Raw genomic sequence first — 15,527 nt, forward strand, 5'->3', positions numbered from 1 at the left:
CTATAAAAAGGGAGGGAATATTTATTGAAAACACCGAATCACCATGATTTTTATCCAAAGGAATTAGTCCCAATTGGAGTAAATGATTTATGTTCATTAAAAAAAGCGGATGACTATTCACCAAGTTTAGCCGCCTCACATTGGCTGATTGCTGTTGAAGGTGTCCAGCTTCCGCAAGCAATGATTTATTATCACTGGAAAGTGAGTATATATCCTGCTGACAAAGAAGGAGATTTTGATTGGAAAAAACCTTACTTCTGTTCAGCAAATATGGAAAAAATGGACGATGCCATCTCACTTGCATCTACCCTTTACGATCTTAGTAAACTTGATCATTTAGCCTCCACTACAAAGCTAGAAAGAATTAGCTAGTCCTGAAAACATTCCCCTTCAGCTTCACCTTCTTTTTAACTTCTCATGTGAAAAAACGTACATATAGGAATCATGCAATTTTTTAAGTTCAAATCTAGAATTTTATTAAATAATGCCTATGAAGTATTTTCCCCGCATAAATTTTAGTAACAGGGGGGAGTTTATGTTTAAATTTTTTTCTACTAAAAAAAGGTTGTTTGAAAAAGAAATGAAAACAGACTCCCAAATTCTTACTAAATTAGATCGTATTATCGAGTTACTGGAGCAAAACCAAAAGGAAAACAATGAAAAGAAGATTCATATTGATCATGTCCAAATTGATCATTTGGAAAACATTGTGTTTAAATTAGACAATTTGGAAATTGATGAATTAAGCGGAAAATTAATAATTGGAAATAATATTGGGAGTAACGGAGATCTATCCGACTCTCATATCTTTAAAATGGATAAAGAAAAAGTAAAAATGGATTCACGATCAGAAGCATCGAATCTCCAACCGAATATTTCAAAAACGGCAAAGGGTTTCTGTTTAAAAAATAATTTCAAATAGTGTCGTGAACTAGACATTTTACTCACCTTTGATATCCGCAATTTTAATATCCTGATCTTCAATAATGGCATCAAAAACATCCTGATCATTTGTGGTATTTACGTTATGAACAAATTGATTTTGATTTCCAAACAGACTGCCTTGCGCATAATTAATTTTTTCATTTCCATCCATCCCCGTCACATGACCTTTTCCAACAAATACAGCACTATTTTGGAACATAGCATTAACATTAATGCTTTCAAGGTCGATGCTCGAAGTATTCCCATTATCAGGTGTCTCAAACGATATATTTATATCACGGTCATCGATTGGAGTATCAATAAAATCAGGATCATTTAATATCGAGATGTTATGAAAAAGAAAATTAGATTGACCACTAATTTTACCGATGACACTATTTTCTTTCCCATGTGCACTCCAGCCAATCGCATGATTCTTTTCCCCAATAAAGATGCCTGATTGCCTTTGCATGGTTTGGACATTAATATTCCCTGCAAAATGAAATTGGGAGGATTTTAACATACTTTGCTCACCACACTTTAGTTATTATCTTCATCACTTTCTTAAGGACTTATTTCTTGATATTGTACCCTATGTCTCAACATTAAGGATTGTGATGTATGCCTATTAAAAATACATCAATTGTGTCAATCGCCCAATAATTGAATAGGCTGTAATGAAGGGAAAGGAGAAAGGGTAAAATGATTGACATTTCATTTGGTAATATTTCAGTTGACAGTCTGGGAAAATCATCTGGTATTTTCATTGCCCATCAAAATAAACTTAAGAACTTTCAATTCGATAAAATCACTCATGAGACTGTCGGCATTCTGCTTGGTAATGAAAATAGGATAAGTTATAACCAGTGGATGCTTAGCAAGGAAAAAGGGGGAGAACAATAATTTATGGCTTCTCCAATCTTATCTCCCGTCTTCCATATCGGTACGATTAAAATTGGAAGTATAGAAGGTGCTTCTTGTTTTAGTATCGGGAACAATTTTATCGAAGACTTTAAAAATACAAAAAAACACAACCAGGGATTAGGGAATATTCACGGTGATCGAAACAACTTCGCCCATACTAGCGCTTCTCTGTCAGATTATGAACAAGAATCAATCAGTCAGAAAGCAGATAAACAACATAATATAGATCTGAAAAACAAACAACAAACCCTCGCATAAATAAAGGGTTTGTTGTTTGTTAAGCATTTCCTCCAATACTCGGTTTAAAATCCTGGTCGAAGATAAGTCCATCCATGAATTCAAAGCTATCTGCATTATTGGTAATATTTCCTGTGACAGCATTCAAACAGCCATAGATACCGCCAAAGCCAAGATTATATTTCCTGTTGGCATCCATCCCAGTAACAACAGCTTCACCAACAAAAATGGCAGAGCTTGGTTGTGGGGAGTTTATATTCAGAACTCCTAAATTGATTACAGAAGGCACCTCTTACTCCTCTCCTTCGTTTTCTTTCCATTTTGTAATCCATCTTATGTTACATTTTTTATTCGGTGAAGAAGGTTACATGGCTGTTGTTATAAAAAGGTATGGCTGCCTTGAGCAAACCATACCTTTAATCATATTTATGCTAACCGAAATACAATCCCATGTCCGCCTTTTGGATACTCCCATTTAATATTTTGGTACGGACAGCCAATCCGGCAGCTGCCGCATTCGTGACAGCCTTCATACCCTACCTGCATCCGCTTTCCTTCCCACTTATAGACCTCTGCAGGGCAAAATACTGTACAAAGTTTATCAGGACATTGAGTCATACATACATCATGGTCAAGCACGGTTAAATGAGACTTCGTATCACACTTAAAACGTAACAGATACTGTTTTTCCTCAATATTCTTCGTTGACATTATTTCACCGCCTTCCAAGCTCGATACATATCTTGAATGACCCGTAATGTGCCTTTTTCCGCTGTTATACTTTTCATGATTTGCTTTTGTTTATCACGTTTAGGTGTTCCATCGACAGTAAAGAATTTGCTCATCGCTTTATTCATCATAGGGACATATTCATTAAAATATTGCGGATACTTTTCAAATGTATGAGCAGCATCTTTATATTTCTCTAAATCTTTCATAATAAAGCTATCGTATAGTTTATCGCGGTAAATATTTAAACTGGATTCGCTGTAGTCTCCTCTGTTCTTAGCTTCAAGAATCGATTCAGCAGCCAATAATCCCGAATGCATTGCCATGTTCGAACCTTCGCGATGGATGGCGTTAACAAGCTGGGCCGCATCCCCAATTACCACAACACCATTTCCCGCTACCTTTGGAACTGAACGAAAGCCGCCTTCAGGAATCAAATGTGCGAGATACTCAGCCGATTCCCCACCATTGATGAACGGTTTTACCATAGGGTGATTTTTCAAGTAGTCCAGCAATTCATATGGCTTCATTTTTGCTTTGATCATACTAGATAAGGTGGTACCTACCCCGATATTCAGACTTTCCTTATTTGTATAAAGGAAAGCAGTCCCAAGATTGCCCTTAGTCGAATCACCAAAAATTTCAATCGTACAGCCTTGGTTGTCCTCTAAGTTAAAACGGTCATTAATCTTGTCTTTTGGTAGATTAATAACTTCCATAACCGTTAATGCTACTTCATCCGGACGAAATTCCTTATGGAAGCCGAGTTGTTTGGACAACAGTGAGTTCACGCCATCAGCAAGGACCACTACATCAGCATATACTTCCCCATCAGGACGGTCAGTACGAACACCGACAACCTTACCGTTATCAACAATACATTCCGTTACAACTGTTTCGTTTATTAAGAGGGCACCGGCTTCAACTGCTTTAGATGCAAACCATTGGTCAAACTGTGCCCGTAATACCGTAAAGTTATTATAGGGCTCAACTGCCCATTCAAGTCCTTTATAGCCGAATGAAACAACTGATTCCTTATCCATCATCCAAAAACGCTGCTCAATAACCGGTCGTTCGAGCGGAGCCTCCTTCCAAAATTCCGGAATCAATTCTTCCATTTGTTGACGATAGAGTACGCCTCCCATTACGTTTTTCGCACCAGGGTATTCTCCTCTTTCAATAAGCAGTACGTTCAACCCATTTTTTGCACATGTAAAGGCACAAGCGGTACCTGCGGGACCTGCCCCAACCACGATGACATCAAATTTTTCAGGCATAGCTTATTTCACCGCCTTTTTCAGCTTTCAGCATTTTAAAATGCTCAATCAATTGAGGCACAATCTCTAAAGCATCTCCAACAATTCCGTAGGTGGCCACATCAAAAATCGGAGCATTTGGATCTTTATTAATAGCAATAATCAGCTCAGAGTTCTTCATACCGACCACATGCTGAATGGCTCCGGAAATACCGATGGCAAAATAAATTTTTGGAGTAACCGTTTCACCTGTTTGTCCTACCTGCTGTTCATGCGGAAGCCAGCCTGCCTCTACCACATCACGCGTTCCTCCAACACTAGCACCAATCGTATCTGCCAATTCATGAATCAGCTGGAAGTTTTGATAATCTCCCATTCCTTTTCCACCGCAAACAATTACATGTGCCTCGGCTAAATTTGTCTTTTTTGTTACGTCATTCACAATTTGAAGCACTTTTGTTCGCATATCATCTTCATGTAGTTCTACTTCTTCTTCAATGATTTGACCCATTCGATTTGAATCGGGCTCTAATGCTTTCATGACTTTGGGACGAACCGTTGCCATTTGTGGGCGATGCTTTTTACAGAGAATCGTGGCCATAATATTTCCACCAAATGCAGGCCTGCTCGCTTCTAGTAAACGATTTGTGATGTCTGCATCTAGCATGGTGGTATCCGCCGTCAGTCCTGTTACTAAATCGGTTGCTACAGCACTGGCTAAATCCTTTCCGTTTGGTGTCGCCCCGTAAAGAATGATTTCTGGTTTGTATTTTTGCGCAAGCTTCATGACACCCTTCATATAAGATTCAGTGCGATACTGTTTTAATACTGGATGGTCAATACAATAGCAAAGATCGGCACCATAATATATCACTTCATTTGCTAACTGCTTGATATGATTGCCAAGTAAAAATCCTGCTAAGGGAACTTCTAATTTATCTGCGAGCTTTCTTCCTGCTCCAAGTAGTTCCAATGATACTCCTTCAATTTTTCCTTCATTTTGTTCAATAAAGACCCAAACACCACGGAAATCGTCAAGATTCATGTGTATCCCTCCCTGTGACTATGAATGATCTCATTAATTAGAAGACTTTATTGTAAATAGATCTTTTTTCTCCAGTAAGATATCCATTAGCTGCTTGACCTGCTCATCAGAGGTGCCTTCAAGTTTTTTTCCACCTTCTGGCCTTGGAGGTGTAAACATTTTTCCAACAATAGTCGGTGAGCCTTTCAGTCCAAGCTGGGCGCGATCCACATTTTCCAAGTCGTTAACTGACCAGATAATCGACTCATATCTAGCTGCCTTTATCATATTGGGCATTGGCGAATATTCAATTTCATTAATTTCCTTTTCAACTGTTAATAGACAGGGGATTTCAGATTGGATTAATTCGTATCCATTTGTTAATTTCCGCTTTATGATAACTTTTTTTTCTTTTTCATTAACCTCTACAGTCTCAATGACGTTCGTTATAGGGGGGATATCCATCCGTCTAGCAATTCCCGGACCAACCTGCCCCGTATCACCATCAATAGCATGTTTTCCGCAAATAATCATGTCCACAGGAAGTTCCTTATTGATTCTTTCTAATGCTTTTGAAAGGGCATAGCTTGTCGCTAAAGTATCTGCACCAGCAAAAGCACGGTCAGTGATTAAATATCCCCTATCAGCGCCAATTTCGATGCTCTTTTTAATGACAGCTGTTGCCTGAGGTGGCCCCATCGACAATACTGAAATAGTCCCCCCCACTTTTTGCTTAATCTTTACCGCTTCCTGTACTGCATGCGCATCATAAGGATTTAAAATTGCTGGAGCACTTCTTCTGTCAAGTGTGTTGGTTTTTGGGTTGATTTTAATAATCTTTGTATCTGGTACTTGCTTGACACATACAACGATGTGCATATAAGACTTCCCTCCTCTATATTGTCTTACTATTGAAAGCGTTTGCTTCCGATCTTTATAAAAAATGCTTTTATTTACGATATATGTATCGTCATAGAAGCATATTCCCCAAAACAATCGTTTTCTCTTAATTTATGTGGACAGGAATATATGTAGGAATATTTTAGGTAGATTGGACATATTCTTTATGGTGGTTTATTAAAATACAAGTGAGGCAAGGTTTCGTTTACAAATTCTTGGTGGAGTTTGAATTATTTTAACTATATGAAATATTGAGATATAAACAAGGATAAAAATCACAGTTATGATGATATAATGTAGAATGATTGTTCAATCTTGTTTTAGTTACAAATTCCGAAGGATTATGAAGGTTGCATCAAGGGGCGTGTACTACGATTAATATTAAATAAGATTAAACATGTACATAGAAGGCCTTTGGCATTGCTTTAACTAGTTTAAGGCCTTCACAGTAACACGTTTTTTAAGTTGCAATAAAAAATCCTTTTACCAGGATAGAAATTGATCATTTTATACTAATACCTTAGGCCAAACCATGATCATTTGTTTAAAGGCAAATTTTATTTCTTCATTTCTTTTGGGAGTTTGTCCCATCATGCGGTGATATTCATTAATTAACTCATCTAGTTCCTGACTGCATCTAATTGTTTCTTCACTAGTAAAACCAAGTGCATTGGCACTCTCGATCATTTGCTCTCTTTTAACCTTTATTTCCTCTATCATGTCACTATGGGTATTACTATACTCGTACAATGTTATCTCTCCTACCTCTTACTAGTAATTCAAAAAATAGACTACTTGATGAATTATGACAGATTTTTATTAAAAGTAAATACATTCGCAAAAGTAGACAAAACAATCTAAAACTTTCTATATTCGACAATATTTTTACAGTTTTCTACTACAAAACGACAAATTCCCGCTTAAGTCTTTTACATGTAATACACCACCTTTCCTCGGCCATTTATCACTGTTCCTTCCTGAAAATATACACTATAATTGACTTTCTAAAATTTGTAACCGTTTTCACTTTCTCAATATATTTTTATAGTCAAGTCCTCCATTTTTCATTCAAAAAAAACGCAAAGCATCACACTGTGCCTTGCGTTTTCAAATTTATAGCCATTGATTTTCGTGCTTTGCCTTAAGACGTTGCCAGCGCTTCTCCACTTCTGTTTCAAATTCTTCTAATAAATGTTTGTTTTCTTCTTTTAATAAATGCTTGGTCTTGCCCATATATTTAATCCATTCTGTAACAGGTACTCGCTTGTTCTTATCCTCAGGATTATAGGTAATGGTAGTTTCACCTTGTTCAATCTCATAAAGAGGGAAGAAACATGAATTAACCGCCTCTTCAAGAATTTTGGTCCCATAGCGATCTTCAGACTTCCAGTTCAATGGACAAGTAATGAGAAGTTTACCATAAACCGTGCCAACATTTTGGGCATACCATTGTGCTTTTGCACCCTTCTTCACCAAATCCTGTGGAAATGCTTCAGAACCGGTAAATACATATGGAATATTGGTAGCAGCCATAATTTGAACAGTATCTTTATGGTGGAATGTTTTACCTTTTTGAGCTTTACCCACACCAGATGTACTTGTCATATGACCCAGTGGAGTCGAATAAGACATTTGGGATCCTGTATTCATGTAACCCTCATTATCGTATTCAAGCATGATTAATTTATGTCCGCGCAATGCTGTACCAATGGCAGAGCCCATACCAATATCCATACCACCGTCACCAGTAATCATAACAAAAGTTGCATCATCAGAAACTTGGATTTCACCGCGTCGTTTTAATTCCATGAAAGCCTCTACAGTACCGGATAAGGTTGCTGCGCCATTTTGGAACAGGTTATGCATCATGGTTTGCTTATGAGAGCTATATGGATACGAAGTTGTCGTTACATATGCACAGCCTGTTTGGAAAAGTGTAACGATATCTCCTTCTATACCTTTAAAGAAAAGTTCTAGTCCGCCAAAGATCCCACAACCAGGGCAAGCACCATGACCGGATGCAATTCGTTTTGGCTTTGTTGTTAATTGGCGAAGCGGTGGGATTTTTACCTTTAATTTGTTGCTTTCTTCATCCAACTTAACTTCAATTAAGCCTGACTTATAGACATCACCTTGCTGAGGTTCAATAACAGGATTAAGGATTTTTTCTGGCTCGCCAGGGACAATCCCCAAATAATCAAATGGCTTTTCAGCATAGCCTTTTTCCATTGCATCAATCGCTAAATGGAAGAACTCATGTGCGTCACTTGCATAGAAATCCTTGCCGCCCAAACCAAATACACGGCTTAGGACGATCGTTTGATTATTCTTGTCATCCTGAAGAGCAGATTTAATTTCATGTGTTAAGTTCGGGCCGTTTGCCCCATATGAATCAGCACGTTCACCAACTAATAGTGCTTTAACATTTTTCAATGCTTCACGGATTTCTTTTGCTGGGAATGGACGAATAATGTTAGGGCTGATCACCCCTGCCTTGATACCTTTCTCACGGAGCTGATCCACTACATCTTTAGCTGATTCAGCAGCAGAGTTTAATAGGAATAACGCAACCTCAGCATCTTCCATTCTATATAAATCTAAAACTGAATATTCTCTTCCAGATAGTTTTGCATACTCTTCGGCTACTTCTTTAAAGACTTCGCCAGCTTGATAAATGGCCTCTGATTGCTGGAAGTGGTTATTCATCAGGTCCTCGCCATTCATATGGGCACCAATGGTAACCGGTTTTTTCGGATCTCTGATAAAATTGTAGTCAGTTGGACATTCACCCACAAATTGTTGAACAACATTACGATCCTTAAAATATTGTACTTTTCTCTTTTGGTGTGATGTAAAGAATCCATCGTATGCCACAATTACCGGCAAACGAACTTTAGAATGCTCGGCAATTTTTAGCGCCATTATATTCATGTCATACACAGCTTGAGGTGTTCTTGCTGTTAATATTACCCAGCCGATATTTAAACCATAATACAGGTCAGAATGGTCACCACGGATATCAAGAGGACCACTAACTGCACGTGTTACTAGGTTCATTACCATTGGGAAGCGAGTTCCCGCTTGTACTGGAAGCTGTTCAATCATATATAAGAAGCCATTGGCACTTGTAGCATTAAATACCCTTGCACCTGTTGCTGCGGCACCATAGCAAATACCTGCAGAACCATGCTCACCATCAGCAGGAATTAACTTAACGTCATGTTCCCCCCGTGCCTTCATCTGGTCCAAAAATTGTGCAACTTCAGTGGATGGTGTAATTGGGAAATACCCCATAATATGATAGTTAATTTGCGCAGCCGCCATTGCAGCCATTTCATTACCTGATTCAAATGTAGAAACTTGTTCAGCTATCCCTTGAGCTGTTAATATATCTTCTAAAATTGCCACTATAAAGTCCCCCCTGTTACATAAGGAAAGTTCTGTTTCACTCGATTTGCATCGGCATAACCAATCATTTCGCGGAGGTCACCCAGCGCATCTGTCGGACATGCTTCTACGCATTTTAAACAACCCTTACAATATTGATAATCAATTCCTTTAAGGAACATTTGCTTTCTGCCTCGTTTATCTTCTCCTTCTTCCCAAACAAAGCAGAAATCTGGGCAAACATTATCACAAGCAGCACAGTTTATGCATTTTTCTTGTTGGAATTCAGGAAGGAATCCTTGCCGTGATCCGCTTAAATCTTTTAACACACTGTTGGCCTGAGCCGTAATGACACCGCCAATTTCCTGAGTTAGGTATCCAAGCATTGGTGTAGGGCGGGTAAATCCCTTTCCTTCAGCATTTTCTGGAACTTGATAGTTTTTAAATTGAACCTCGTTATAACCGCGGTCAAACGTCCGGATATTTGGTTCTACCAGATGTGGATACTTTTTCTCAAACGTTTTGCGGATTACTTTTCTCATTGATTCTGGATCAAGGAAATCGCAAATACGGAAAAGCGCGCCAAGCATTGCTGTATTTACCTTTGTCTTTTCTTCTACAGCAATCGTTAAAGCATCCACGATTGCAAGAGTTCCATACTCTAACTTTAAATCTTCCTTAACTTCATCAAAGTCTCTTGTGGAGTTGACCAGAACAATTCCATCAGCATTTAGGCCGCTAACAACGTTTACCGTTTTATATAAAGCTTCATGAAATACACCAACAATATGTGGTTGTTCAATTGGACTGTGATCGCGAATGGCTGTCTCAGGTTCGCAGAATCGGATAAAACTTTTTACCGGTGTTCCTTTTTTCTCAGAACCATAGGATGAAAAATTGGAGCCATTTAAACCTAGGCCTAAAACACCTGCTTCAGCTAACATTTTCCCTGCCAGGTTTGCTCCCAATCCTCCAATAGACTCTAATCGGATTTCAAAAAATCCTAGTTCATTTTTATTTGGTAAAATAGACATAATGTCCCTCCCCTTTTTTGTTCGAAAAATCTCCATCAAAACGACATAAATATTTAACTTTGTAAAATCATTGTAAGACTTTTCATTTCTTTTAGCTGTGACAAAAATCAAACATCGATAAAAAAATATTGAAACACATTTTTATTTATTGAATAATTACTGGAAAATTCTTAACAAAATGCCGGTTTACATTCATATAACAGTTATATTTTTGTTATATAACAGGGTGTTTTCCAGATAAGGTCCTTACGGTGCTTATTGCTGCGCAAAAATCTCTTAAGCTGTTTGTAGACTGTCATTTTCGTCAACAATAAGCTATAATAATTATTTGTACAATTTTAATGAGGAGTTCAATCTAATGAATGTCATTTGTGCAACCTTAAATGCTAAATATATCCATACAAACCTTGCAATTCGCTATTTAAAGGCCTATGCCGCTCCAGAATTCAATATTCAACTAAAGGAATACACGATTAAGGATCCGATTTTGAACATAGTTTCAGACCTATATCAACAGAAACCTTCTATCATTGGCTTTAGTTGTTATATCTGGAATATTGAAGAAACCTTGAAGGTTGTAAACATGTTAAAAAAAATAGAACCATCTTTATTAATTGTGCTCGGGGGTCCTGAAGTCTCATATGATACTGCAGAGTGGATGGAAAAGGTTCCAGAAGTTGACTTTATCGTTATGGGTGAAGGTGAATTAACCTTTAAACAATTACTAGCTGAAATTCAAAGTGATCAAAATTATGATCAAGTACCGGGGATTGCGTATCGCCATGATCGGAAGGTGCGAATGACGCTCCAAAGAAACAAGTTGGATCTGAAAGAGATTCCATCACCCTATCGGTTCCCTGAGGATATCGCCCATTTAGGTAAGCGTGTAACCTATATTGAGACCAGTCGCGGTTGTCCTTTCAGCTGTCAATTCTGCCTTTCTTCTATTGAAGTAGGAGTTCGATATTTTGAACGTGAAAAAATGAAAGAGGATATTCGTTATTTGATGGAAAATGGTGCTAAAACCATTAAATTCGTTGACCGTACCTTCAATATCAGCAGAAGTTACGCGATGGAAATGTTTCGTTTTCTGATTGATGAGCATTTGCCGGGAACCGTTTTTCAATTTGAAATCACAGCGGATATCATGCGGCCAGAGGTCATTGAGTTTTTAAATCAAGAGGCACCAAAGGGATTGTTCCGTTTTGAGATTGGTGTACAATCCACAAACGATTTCACAAATGAGCTTGTTCGAAGAAAGCAAAACTTTGAAAAATTAAAAAGAACCGTCACAATGGTAAAAGATGGCGGTAAAATCGATCAGCACTTGGACTTAATTGCCGGGCTTCCTGAGGAAGACTACGCATCATTTAAGAAAACCTTCAACGATGTGTTCGAGATGAGGCCTGAGGAATTGCAATTAGGTTTTTTAAAGATGCTTCGCGGGACCGGAGTAAGACTTCGTGCTGAAGAACATGAATATGTATATATGGACCATTCACCTTATGAGATTTTAAGTAATAATGTCCTTTCTTTTGGTGATATGGTAAGGATCAAACAAGTAGAGGACGTTTTGGAAAAATATTGGAATGATCATCGAATGGATGCAACGGTAGAATATTTGGTCACAAAAACTTTTGCATCTCCGTTTGATTTTTTCCAAGACTTCGGTTCTTATTGGGATGAAAAAGGCTGGTCAAGGATTGGCCATCAGTTGGAGGATTTGTTCCGTCGACTCTATTTGTTTTTACAGGAGATAAACGCTGAACAACTGGATGTGATTGTTGGCTTAATGAAATATGATTATTTTAAAAATCATAAATATAAGCCAAGAAAACCATGGTGGGAAGCAAGCTACGATAAGGGTAAACGAACAGCCATATATAAACAGATACTTGAAACACCTGAACTGTTAGGTCCAACTTTTTTTGAATTACAGTTGGATGAAAAGGAGTTATATAAACATACCATGCTTGAAGAGTTATCCTTTGATTTGTCGAAGTACATGTTAACAGGAGAAGTCGTTAACCAAGCATCTTGTTTATTAGCCTTCTTTGACCCATCTAATAATCAAACGCTTCTTTTTCCGTTTAAGGGTTAAAAATAAGCCGGCAGAGCCGGCTTATTTTTAATCCTTTTGCCTTTTTTTCCAAATACTTTTCTTTTCTTTTAGTGGCACCCCATTTACATCACCGAACTCAACGCTGAATTCTTCAACAGGTATGCGTGGGGGGGTTTTTCGACGGGCTTTCATTTAACTTCTTCCTTTTTTCCCTAATTTTGAATTACGATTTTGAAACCGGATCGCATTATTATTATCAGTAAATTCTGCTGAAAATTCGCTTTCCTGAATATTGCTTTTAGGGGTTTTTGTATATTTTTCTACTGCATCAAACTCAGCTTTTCGTTTAGCCATTGGTCATCCCTCCAAAAAATATTTACACTTATAGTCTTAAACATTTCAGCTGTAATATTCTCTTCCTTATTTTTCTTAAATTAAAAAAGCATTTACCGTAAAAAATAAAGAAAAAAGCAGGGGTGACAATGGATGAAACAAGAGAAGCCAGAAAAGGACGAGGTCATTTTAGATGAAACAATACCACATCAAGCCAATGCTCCAAGCTTTAAAGGAACAGGCATAAAAATGGAAGCTCCTTTTGTTAATCAACATGGAGTTATTATTGGAGACAGTCAATATGCTTCTTGCAATTCCCCATTAGAAAATTGGTCAAAGGAAACGGATCCTGCTGTCATGGCGGGAGAGGAATGGGTCCATCCAACGAATGATATTGGCTGGAATACTACTGAGAATCGTGAACTGCTCGAAAGCAAACGCAGACCTCAGGCATCACCATTTATGCATCCAACTAAGGATGTCAGTAAAGGCAGCGACTAATTAAAATCCATTTCCGATAAAGATTACCATTAATGAAACAATAAAAAAATTAAATAATAGTAGTACAGGGGGTTATATATTCTCTGTAGATAGAAAGGAGATGAAACTAATGGCTAATAGCAGAAATAAATTATTGGTACCTGGAATTGAACAATATTTAGATCAAGTTAAATATGAAATTGCCCAAGAATTTGGCGTGAATTTGGGATCCGATACCGTTTCAAGAGCAAATGGATCTGTAGGCGGCGAAATTACCAAAAGACTCGTGCAGCAAGCGCAAGTTCAACTATCTGGAAATTCTAATCAACAATAATGAATATAATGGAAAAAGTCCGGCAGTTGCCGGACTTATTTTTCTTTTTTAAATGTATGCTCGTGTTTTGAAGGTTGTTTAGACGGCTCTATCTTCTTCCCTGGATGATGTTTTACTTTTTCTTCATCCATTTTTTTAGATTGACTAGGTGGAAGGGCTAGTTTATCCTTTTCGTCCTGGTGATATACCTTATTGCTTTTTGCCAAGCCATTTGTTTTATCTTGTGGAGCCGAAGGTTTTTCTTTTTTCATTTGATCAGCTGGAACCTTATTGATTGTTTTTTCAGACTGATTTGTTGTGCCTGGCACCTTAATTTGTCCTGATTGCTTCTTGTTCTTTTCTCCAGGTGAATCTGTTTGGTTCGTAGAACTAGGAACAGAGTTCTTATTCTTTATATTTGTATTCTCATTTCTCTTATTTATATTCGAATTCTCTTTGTCCTTGGTTTTCTCTGAATCTTTTACTTGTAATTTTCCTGCAGTGATGCCAAGTTTGTGGGCTTTTTCCAATTCTTTTTCCGTACCGGAAACATAGGTCAAATTAACTTCTTCATCACTGACAGCTGTCTTAATTTCTTTGATATTATCTTGAAGTCTTTTCTCTACTTCTGTTTCTGGATGTTCCATTCTGACTGTTGAAATAATAATGTGATTATTTTTTTTCAAATAACCCTCTTTTTTGATTTCTTTCAGGATTTTTTCCGTCAAGGAAGAAACACCCACTTTTTTCCAGTCCTTCAAATGAGAAATAACTTGCTTCCCTTCCTTATTAAAGCCAGTTAATTCCACTACTTGCATCTTTTTATTTAATCCAAGTTCAATACTAGGATTCACATCAATGGACATATAGGCATAGGCTTTGTTATTTTGATAAAATGGAATAAACGTGCTTAGAAAAACCAATAAAGCAGCAGCCGATAACCAAATAGGTTTTGCCTTAAAAAATCGGTTCACTTTTAGCGCCTTAGCATCAGCAGTTTGCTCAAGGGGGAAAAAGTATATTTCTTCACCAATTGAATAGGGCTGTTCGAGTTTTTTTGTTCGCAAAAACTCTCCATCAGGGGTTAACAATGTCAGAAATGCTTCATCTATTTCCATCACAATGCCTTTTTTCATTCTTCTAACACCCCTTTTAAATACTCCTTTAAATACATATAATCACTAGATAAAATAAGGGCAATCGCAATAATATACTTACGATTTCGCTCAATCGTTTTTCGACTGACATGGACCAATTTCTCTAATTCTTTAATTGGAAGGCGCTTTTTTTCCAAAAGAACATCCCTTAAATCTTGATTTTCAATTAGCATTTTCGCCGTCATGATGGCATTTTTTCTTGCATCAGCATGTTTTGGAGAGTTTTCAACCAAATCGCTAAAGCTTAAATCAAACTTAGCCAGTAATTGTTGAAACTGGATGATTTCCTCTTTCATTAACTGTTCGTCATTTTTTTTATGGTAATCTTCAAGAGACAAATCATTTACTACGGCAAGACCAGCGGATTCTTCATCATATTGGGAATCTGTGATATCAATACTTAGATGCTGATTTTTAGTTTGCTTGCGTATATAGTCTATTACTCTGCGTTTTATAATCACTTCAGCAAAACTTAATAAGGAACTACCACGTTCAGTTGAATACTTCTCAATTGCCTCATTAAAAGCGATAAGACCAATGCTAAATTCATCATCGGTTTCATAAATATACCTTCGACAAACAGAAGATACTGTTCTAGCAATGAACGGTTTATATTGTTCAATCAGTTCGTTCAGCAGTGACCGGTCACCCTGCTGGATTAACGCTACAGTTTCTTCTAATGATCTCTTGGTCTTCTTCGCCATAAACAATAAACCTAGCATTTGCTCACCTCTATTCGACCAATTATAACATAATGATGTTAGTTT

At 37.4% G+C, this 15,527-nt stretch carries 20 protein-coding genes; 7 read left to right on the plus strand and 13 right to left on the minus strand.

Annotation, left to right across the window (positions count from 1 at the left end; all coding sequences use genetic code 11):
* Nucleotides 1-24 precede the first annotated feature (24 nt).
* Both V7083_RS04830 and V7083_RS04835 read left to right on the plus strand, forming a co-directional pair.
* Complete coding sequence (locus V7083_RS04830) at nucleotides 25-372, plus strand: hypothetical protein (RefSeq protein WP_335475944.1); 348 nt, start codon at nucleotides 25-27, stop codon at nucleotides 370-372.
* Between the two features lie 163 nt (nucleotides 373-535).
* On the plus strand, nucleotides 536-922 hold the full coding sequence (locus tag V7083_RS04835) for a hypothetical protein (RefSeq protein ID WP_335475946.1): 387 nt from the start codon (nucleotides 536-538) through the stop codon (nucleotides 920-922).
* A gap of 18 nt (nucleotides 923-940) precedes the next feature.
* On the opposite strand, the gene V7083_RS04840 is transcribed toward V7083_RS04835, so the two are convergent.
* Nucleotides 941-1,447 (minus strand): hypothetical protein, encoded by a 507-nt coding sequence (locus tag V7083_RS04840; RefSeq protein ID WP_335475948.1) that lies wholly within the window; start codon nucleotides 1,445-1,447, stop codon nucleotides 941-943.
* Nucleotides 1,448-1,626: 179 nt separating this feature from the next.
* On the opposite strand from V7083_RS04840, the gene V7083_RS04845 reads away from it, so the two are divergent.
* Together V7083_RS04845 and V7083_RS04850 are read left to right on the plus strand one after the other, a co-directional pair.
* Nucleotides 1,627-1,827 (plus strand): hypothetical protein, encoded by a 201-nt coding sequence (locus tag V7083_RS04845; protein WP_335475951.1) that lies wholly within the window; start codon nucleotides 1,627-1,629, stop codon nucleotides 1,825-1,827.
* A gap of 3 nt (nucleotides 1,828-1,830) precedes the next feature.
* Nucleotides 1,831-2,106, plus strand: coding sequence for a hypothetical protein (locus V7083_RS04850; protein WP_335475953.1), 276 nt, complete (start codon nucleotides 1,831-1,833; stop codon nucleotides 2,104-2,106).
* 19 nt (nucleotides 2,107-2,125) lie between these two features.
* Here the strand turns inward: V7083_RS04850 and V7083_RS04855 are convergent, their stop codons facing one another.
* The 8 genes from V7083_RS04855 to V7083_RS04890 all read right to left on the minus strand — a co-directional run bounded on the left by V7083_RS04855 (nucleotide 2,126) and on the right by V7083_RS04890 (nucleotide 10,415).
* A complete protein-coding gene (locus V7083_RS04855; protein WP_335475955.1) occupies nucleotides 2,126-2,374 on the minus strand; it encodes a hypothetical protein in 249 nt (82 codons plus the stop codon).
* A gap of 137 nt (nucleotides 2,375-2,511) precedes the next feature.
* On the minus strand, nucleotides 2,512-2,796 hold the full coding sequence (locus V7083_RS04860; RefSeq protein WP_335475957.1) for a ferredoxin family protein: 285 nt from the start codon (nucleotides 2,794-2,796) through the stop codon (nucleotides 2,512-2,514).
* Nucleotides 2,796-4,091 (minus strand): FAD-dependent oxidoreductase, encoded by a 1,296-nt coding sequence (locus V7083_RS04865; protein ID WP_335475959.1) that lies wholly within the window; start codon nucleotides 4,089-4,091, stop codon nucleotides 2,796-2,798. Before V7083_RS04865 ends, V7083_RS04860 begins: the two co-directional genes overlap by 1 nt.
* Nucleotides 4,084-5,115: an electron transfer flavoprotein subunit alpha/FixB family protein gene (locus V7083_RS04870; protein ID WP_335475961.1), complete on the minus strand. Its 1,032-nt coding sequence runs from the start codon at nucleotides 5,113-5,115 to the stop codon at nucleotides 4,084-4,086. Before V7083_RS04870 ends, V7083_RS04865 begins: the two co-directional genes overlap by 8 nt.
* 33 nt (nucleotides 5,116-5,148) lie before the next feature.
* On the minus strand, nucleotides 5,149-5,973 hold the full coding sequence (locus V7083_RS04875; RefSeq protein ID WP_335475963.1) for an electron transfer flavoprotein subunit beta/FixA family protein: 825 nt from the start codon (nucleotides 5,971-5,973) through the stop codon (nucleotides 5,149-5,151).
* A gap of 528 nt (nucleotides 5,974-6,501) precedes the next feature.
* Entirely contained in the window at nucleotides 6,502-6,744 is a 243-nt protein-coding gene (locus V7083_RS04880; RefSeq protein WP_335475965.1) for an aspartyl-phosphate phosphatase Spo0E family protein, read from the minus strand.
* Nucleotides 6,745-7,107: 363 nt separating this feature from the next.
* Nucleotides 7,108-9,402 carry a thiamine pyrophosphate-dependent enzyme gene (locus V7083_RS04885; protein ID WP_438823694.1) on the minus strand — a complete coding sequence of 765 codons (2,295 nt, stop codon included), beginning with the start codon at nucleotides 9,400-9,402 and terminating at the stop codon, nucleotides 7,108-7,110.
* The gene (locus V7083_RS04890; RefSeq protein ID WP_335475967.1) at nucleotides 9,402-10,415 is read right to left on the minus strand and encodes a 2-oxoacid:acceptor oxidoreductase family protein; all 1,014 of its coding nucleotides are present in this window, start codon (nucleotides 10,413-10,415) and stop codon (nucleotides 9,402-9,404) included. The genes V7083_RS04885 and V7083_RS04890 overlap by 1 nt, the downstream gene beginning before the upstream one ends.
* A 358-nt stretch (nucleotides 10,416-10,773) precedes the next feature.
* Here V7083_RS04890 and V7083_RS04895 point away from each other — a divergent pair, with 358 nt between their 5' ends.
* Nucleotides 10,774-12,516 (plus strand): B12-binding domain-containing radical SAM protein, encoded by a 1,743-nt coding sequence (locus V7083_RS04895; protein WP_335475969.1) that lies wholly within the window; start codon nucleotides 10,774-10,776, stop codon nucleotides 12,514-12,516.
* 27 nt (nucleotides 12,517-12,543) lie between these two features.
* Here the strand turns inward: V7083_RS04895 and V7083_RS04900 are convergent, their stop codons facing one another.
* Entirely contained in the window at nucleotides 12,544-12,669 is a 126-nt protein-coding gene (locus tag V7083_RS04900) for a hypothetical protein (protein ID WP_335475970.1), read from the minus strand.
* A complete protein-coding gene (locus V7083_RS04905) occupies nucleotides 12,670-12,831 on the minus strand; it encodes a hypothetical protein (protein ID WP_335475972.1) in 162 nt (53 codons plus the stop codon).
* 132 nt (nucleotides 12,832-12,963) lie between these two features.
* On the opposite strand from V7083_RS04905, the gene V7083_RS04910 reads away from it, so the two are divergent.
* Nucleotides 12,964-13,311 (plus strand): DUF3905 domain-containing protein, encoded by a 348-nt coding sequence (locus V7083_RS04910; RefSeq protein WP_335475974.1) that lies wholly within the window; start codon nucleotides 12,964-12,966, stop codon nucleotides 13,309-13,311.
* 109 nt (nucleotides 13,312-13,420) lie between these two features.
* On the plus strand, nucleotides 13,421-13,624 hold the full coding sequence (locus V7083_RS04915; RefSeq protein WP_335475976.1) for an alpha/beta-type small acid-soluble spore protein: 204 nt from the start codon (nucleotides 13,421-13,423) through the stop codon (nucleotides 13,622-13,624).
* A 35-nt stretch (nucleotides 13,625-13,659) separates the two neighbouring features.
* Here V7083_RS04915 and V7083_RS04920 read toward each other — a convergent pair whose 3' ends face one another.
* Nucleotides 13,660-14,739, minus strand: a complete 1,080-nt coding sequence (locus V7083_RS04920; RefSeq protein ID WP_335475978.1) for an anti-sigma factor domain-containing protein — start codon at nucleotides 14,737-14,739, stop codon at nucleotides 13,660-13,662.
* The gene (gene sigI / locus V7083_RS04925) at nucleotides 14,736-15,482 is read right to left on the minus strand and encodes an RNA polymerase sigma factor SigI (RefSeq protein WP_335475980.1); all 747 of its coding nucleotides are present in this window, start codon (nucleotides 15,480-15,482) and stop codon (nucleotides 14,736-14,738) included. Before sigI ends, V7083_RS04920 begins: the two co-directional genes overlap by 4 nt.
* Between the last annotated feature and the right edge of the window lie 45 nt (nucleotides 15,483-15,527).

Origin of the sequence: Bacillus sp. JJ1764 (assembly GCF_036962145.1) — a bacterium.
GTDB lineage: Bacteria > Bacillota > Bacilli > Bacillales > Cytobacillaceae > Neobacillus.

What these genes read in the sequence shown, in the direction of transcription:
- V7083_RS04835 (WP_335475946.1), top strand. Translation starts at nt 536, where the DNA reads ATGTTTAAATTTTTTTCTACTAAAAAAAGGTTGTTTGAAAAAGAAATG.
- V7083_RS04840 (WP_335475948.1), bottom strand. Translation starts at nt 1,447, where the DNA reads ATGTTAAAATCCTCCCAATTTCATTTTGCAGGGAATATTAATGTCCAA.
- V7083_RS04845 (WP_335475951.1), top strand. Translation starts at nt 1,627, where the DNA reads ATGATTGACATTTCATTTGGTAATATTTCAGTTGACAGTCTGGGAAAA.
- V7083_RS04850 (WP_335475953.1), top strand. Translation starts at nt 1,831, where the DNA reads ATGGCTTCTCCAATCTTATCTCCCGTCTTCCATATCGGTACGATTAAA.
- V7083_RS04860 (WP_335475957.1), bottom strand. Translation starts at nt 2,796, where the DNA reads ATGTCAACGAAGAATATTGAGGAAAAACAGTATCTGTTACGTTTTAAG.
- V7083_RS04865 (WP_335475959.1), bottom strand. Translation starts at nt 4,091, where the DNA reads ATGCCTGAAAAATTTGATGTCATCGTGGTTGGGGCAGGTCCCGCAGGT.
- V7083_RS04870 (WP_335475961.1), bottom strand. Translation starts at nt 5,115, where the DNA reads ATGAATCTTGACGATTTCCGTGGTGTTTGGGTCTTTATTGAACAAAAT.
- V7083_RS04875 (WP_335475963.1), bottom strand. Translation starts at nt 5,973, where the DNA reads ATGCACATCGTTGTATGTGTCAAGCAAGTACCAGATACAAAGATTATT.
- V7083_RS04890 (WP_335475967.1), bottom strand. Translation starts at nt 10,415, where the DNA reads ATGTCTATTTTACCAAATAAAAATGAACTAGGATTTTTTGAAATCCGA.
- V7083_RS04895 (WP_335475969.1), top strand. Translation starts at nt 10,774, where the DNA reads ATGAATGTCATTTGTGCAACCTTAAATGCTAAATATATCCATACAAAC.
- V7083_RS04900 (WP_335475970.1), bottom strand. Translation starts at nt 12,669, where the DNA reads ATGAAAGCCCGTCGAAAAACCCCCCCACGCATACCTGTTGAAGAATTC.
- V7083_RS04905 (WP_335475972.1), bottom strand. Translation starts at nt 12,831, where the DNA reads ATGGCTAAACGAAAAGCTGAGTTTGATGCAGTAGAAAAATATACAAAA.
- V7083_RS04910 (WP_335475974.1), top strand. Translation starts at nt 12,964, where the DNA reads ATGAAACAAGAGAAGCCAGAAAAGGACGAGGTCATTTTAGATGAAACA.
- V7083_RS04915 (WP_335475976.1), top strand. Translation starts at nt 13,421, where the DNA reads ATGGCTAATAGCAGAAATAAATTATTGGTACCTGGAATTGAACAATAT.
- V7083_RS04920 (WP_335475978.1), bottom strand. Translation starts at nt 14,739, where the DNA reads ATGAAAAAAGGCATTGTGATGGAAATAGATGAAGCATTTCTGACATTG.
- sigI (WP_335475980.1), bottom strand. Translation starts at nt 15,482, where the DNA reads ATGCTAGGTTTATTGTTTATGGCGAAGAAGACCAAGAGATCATTAGAA.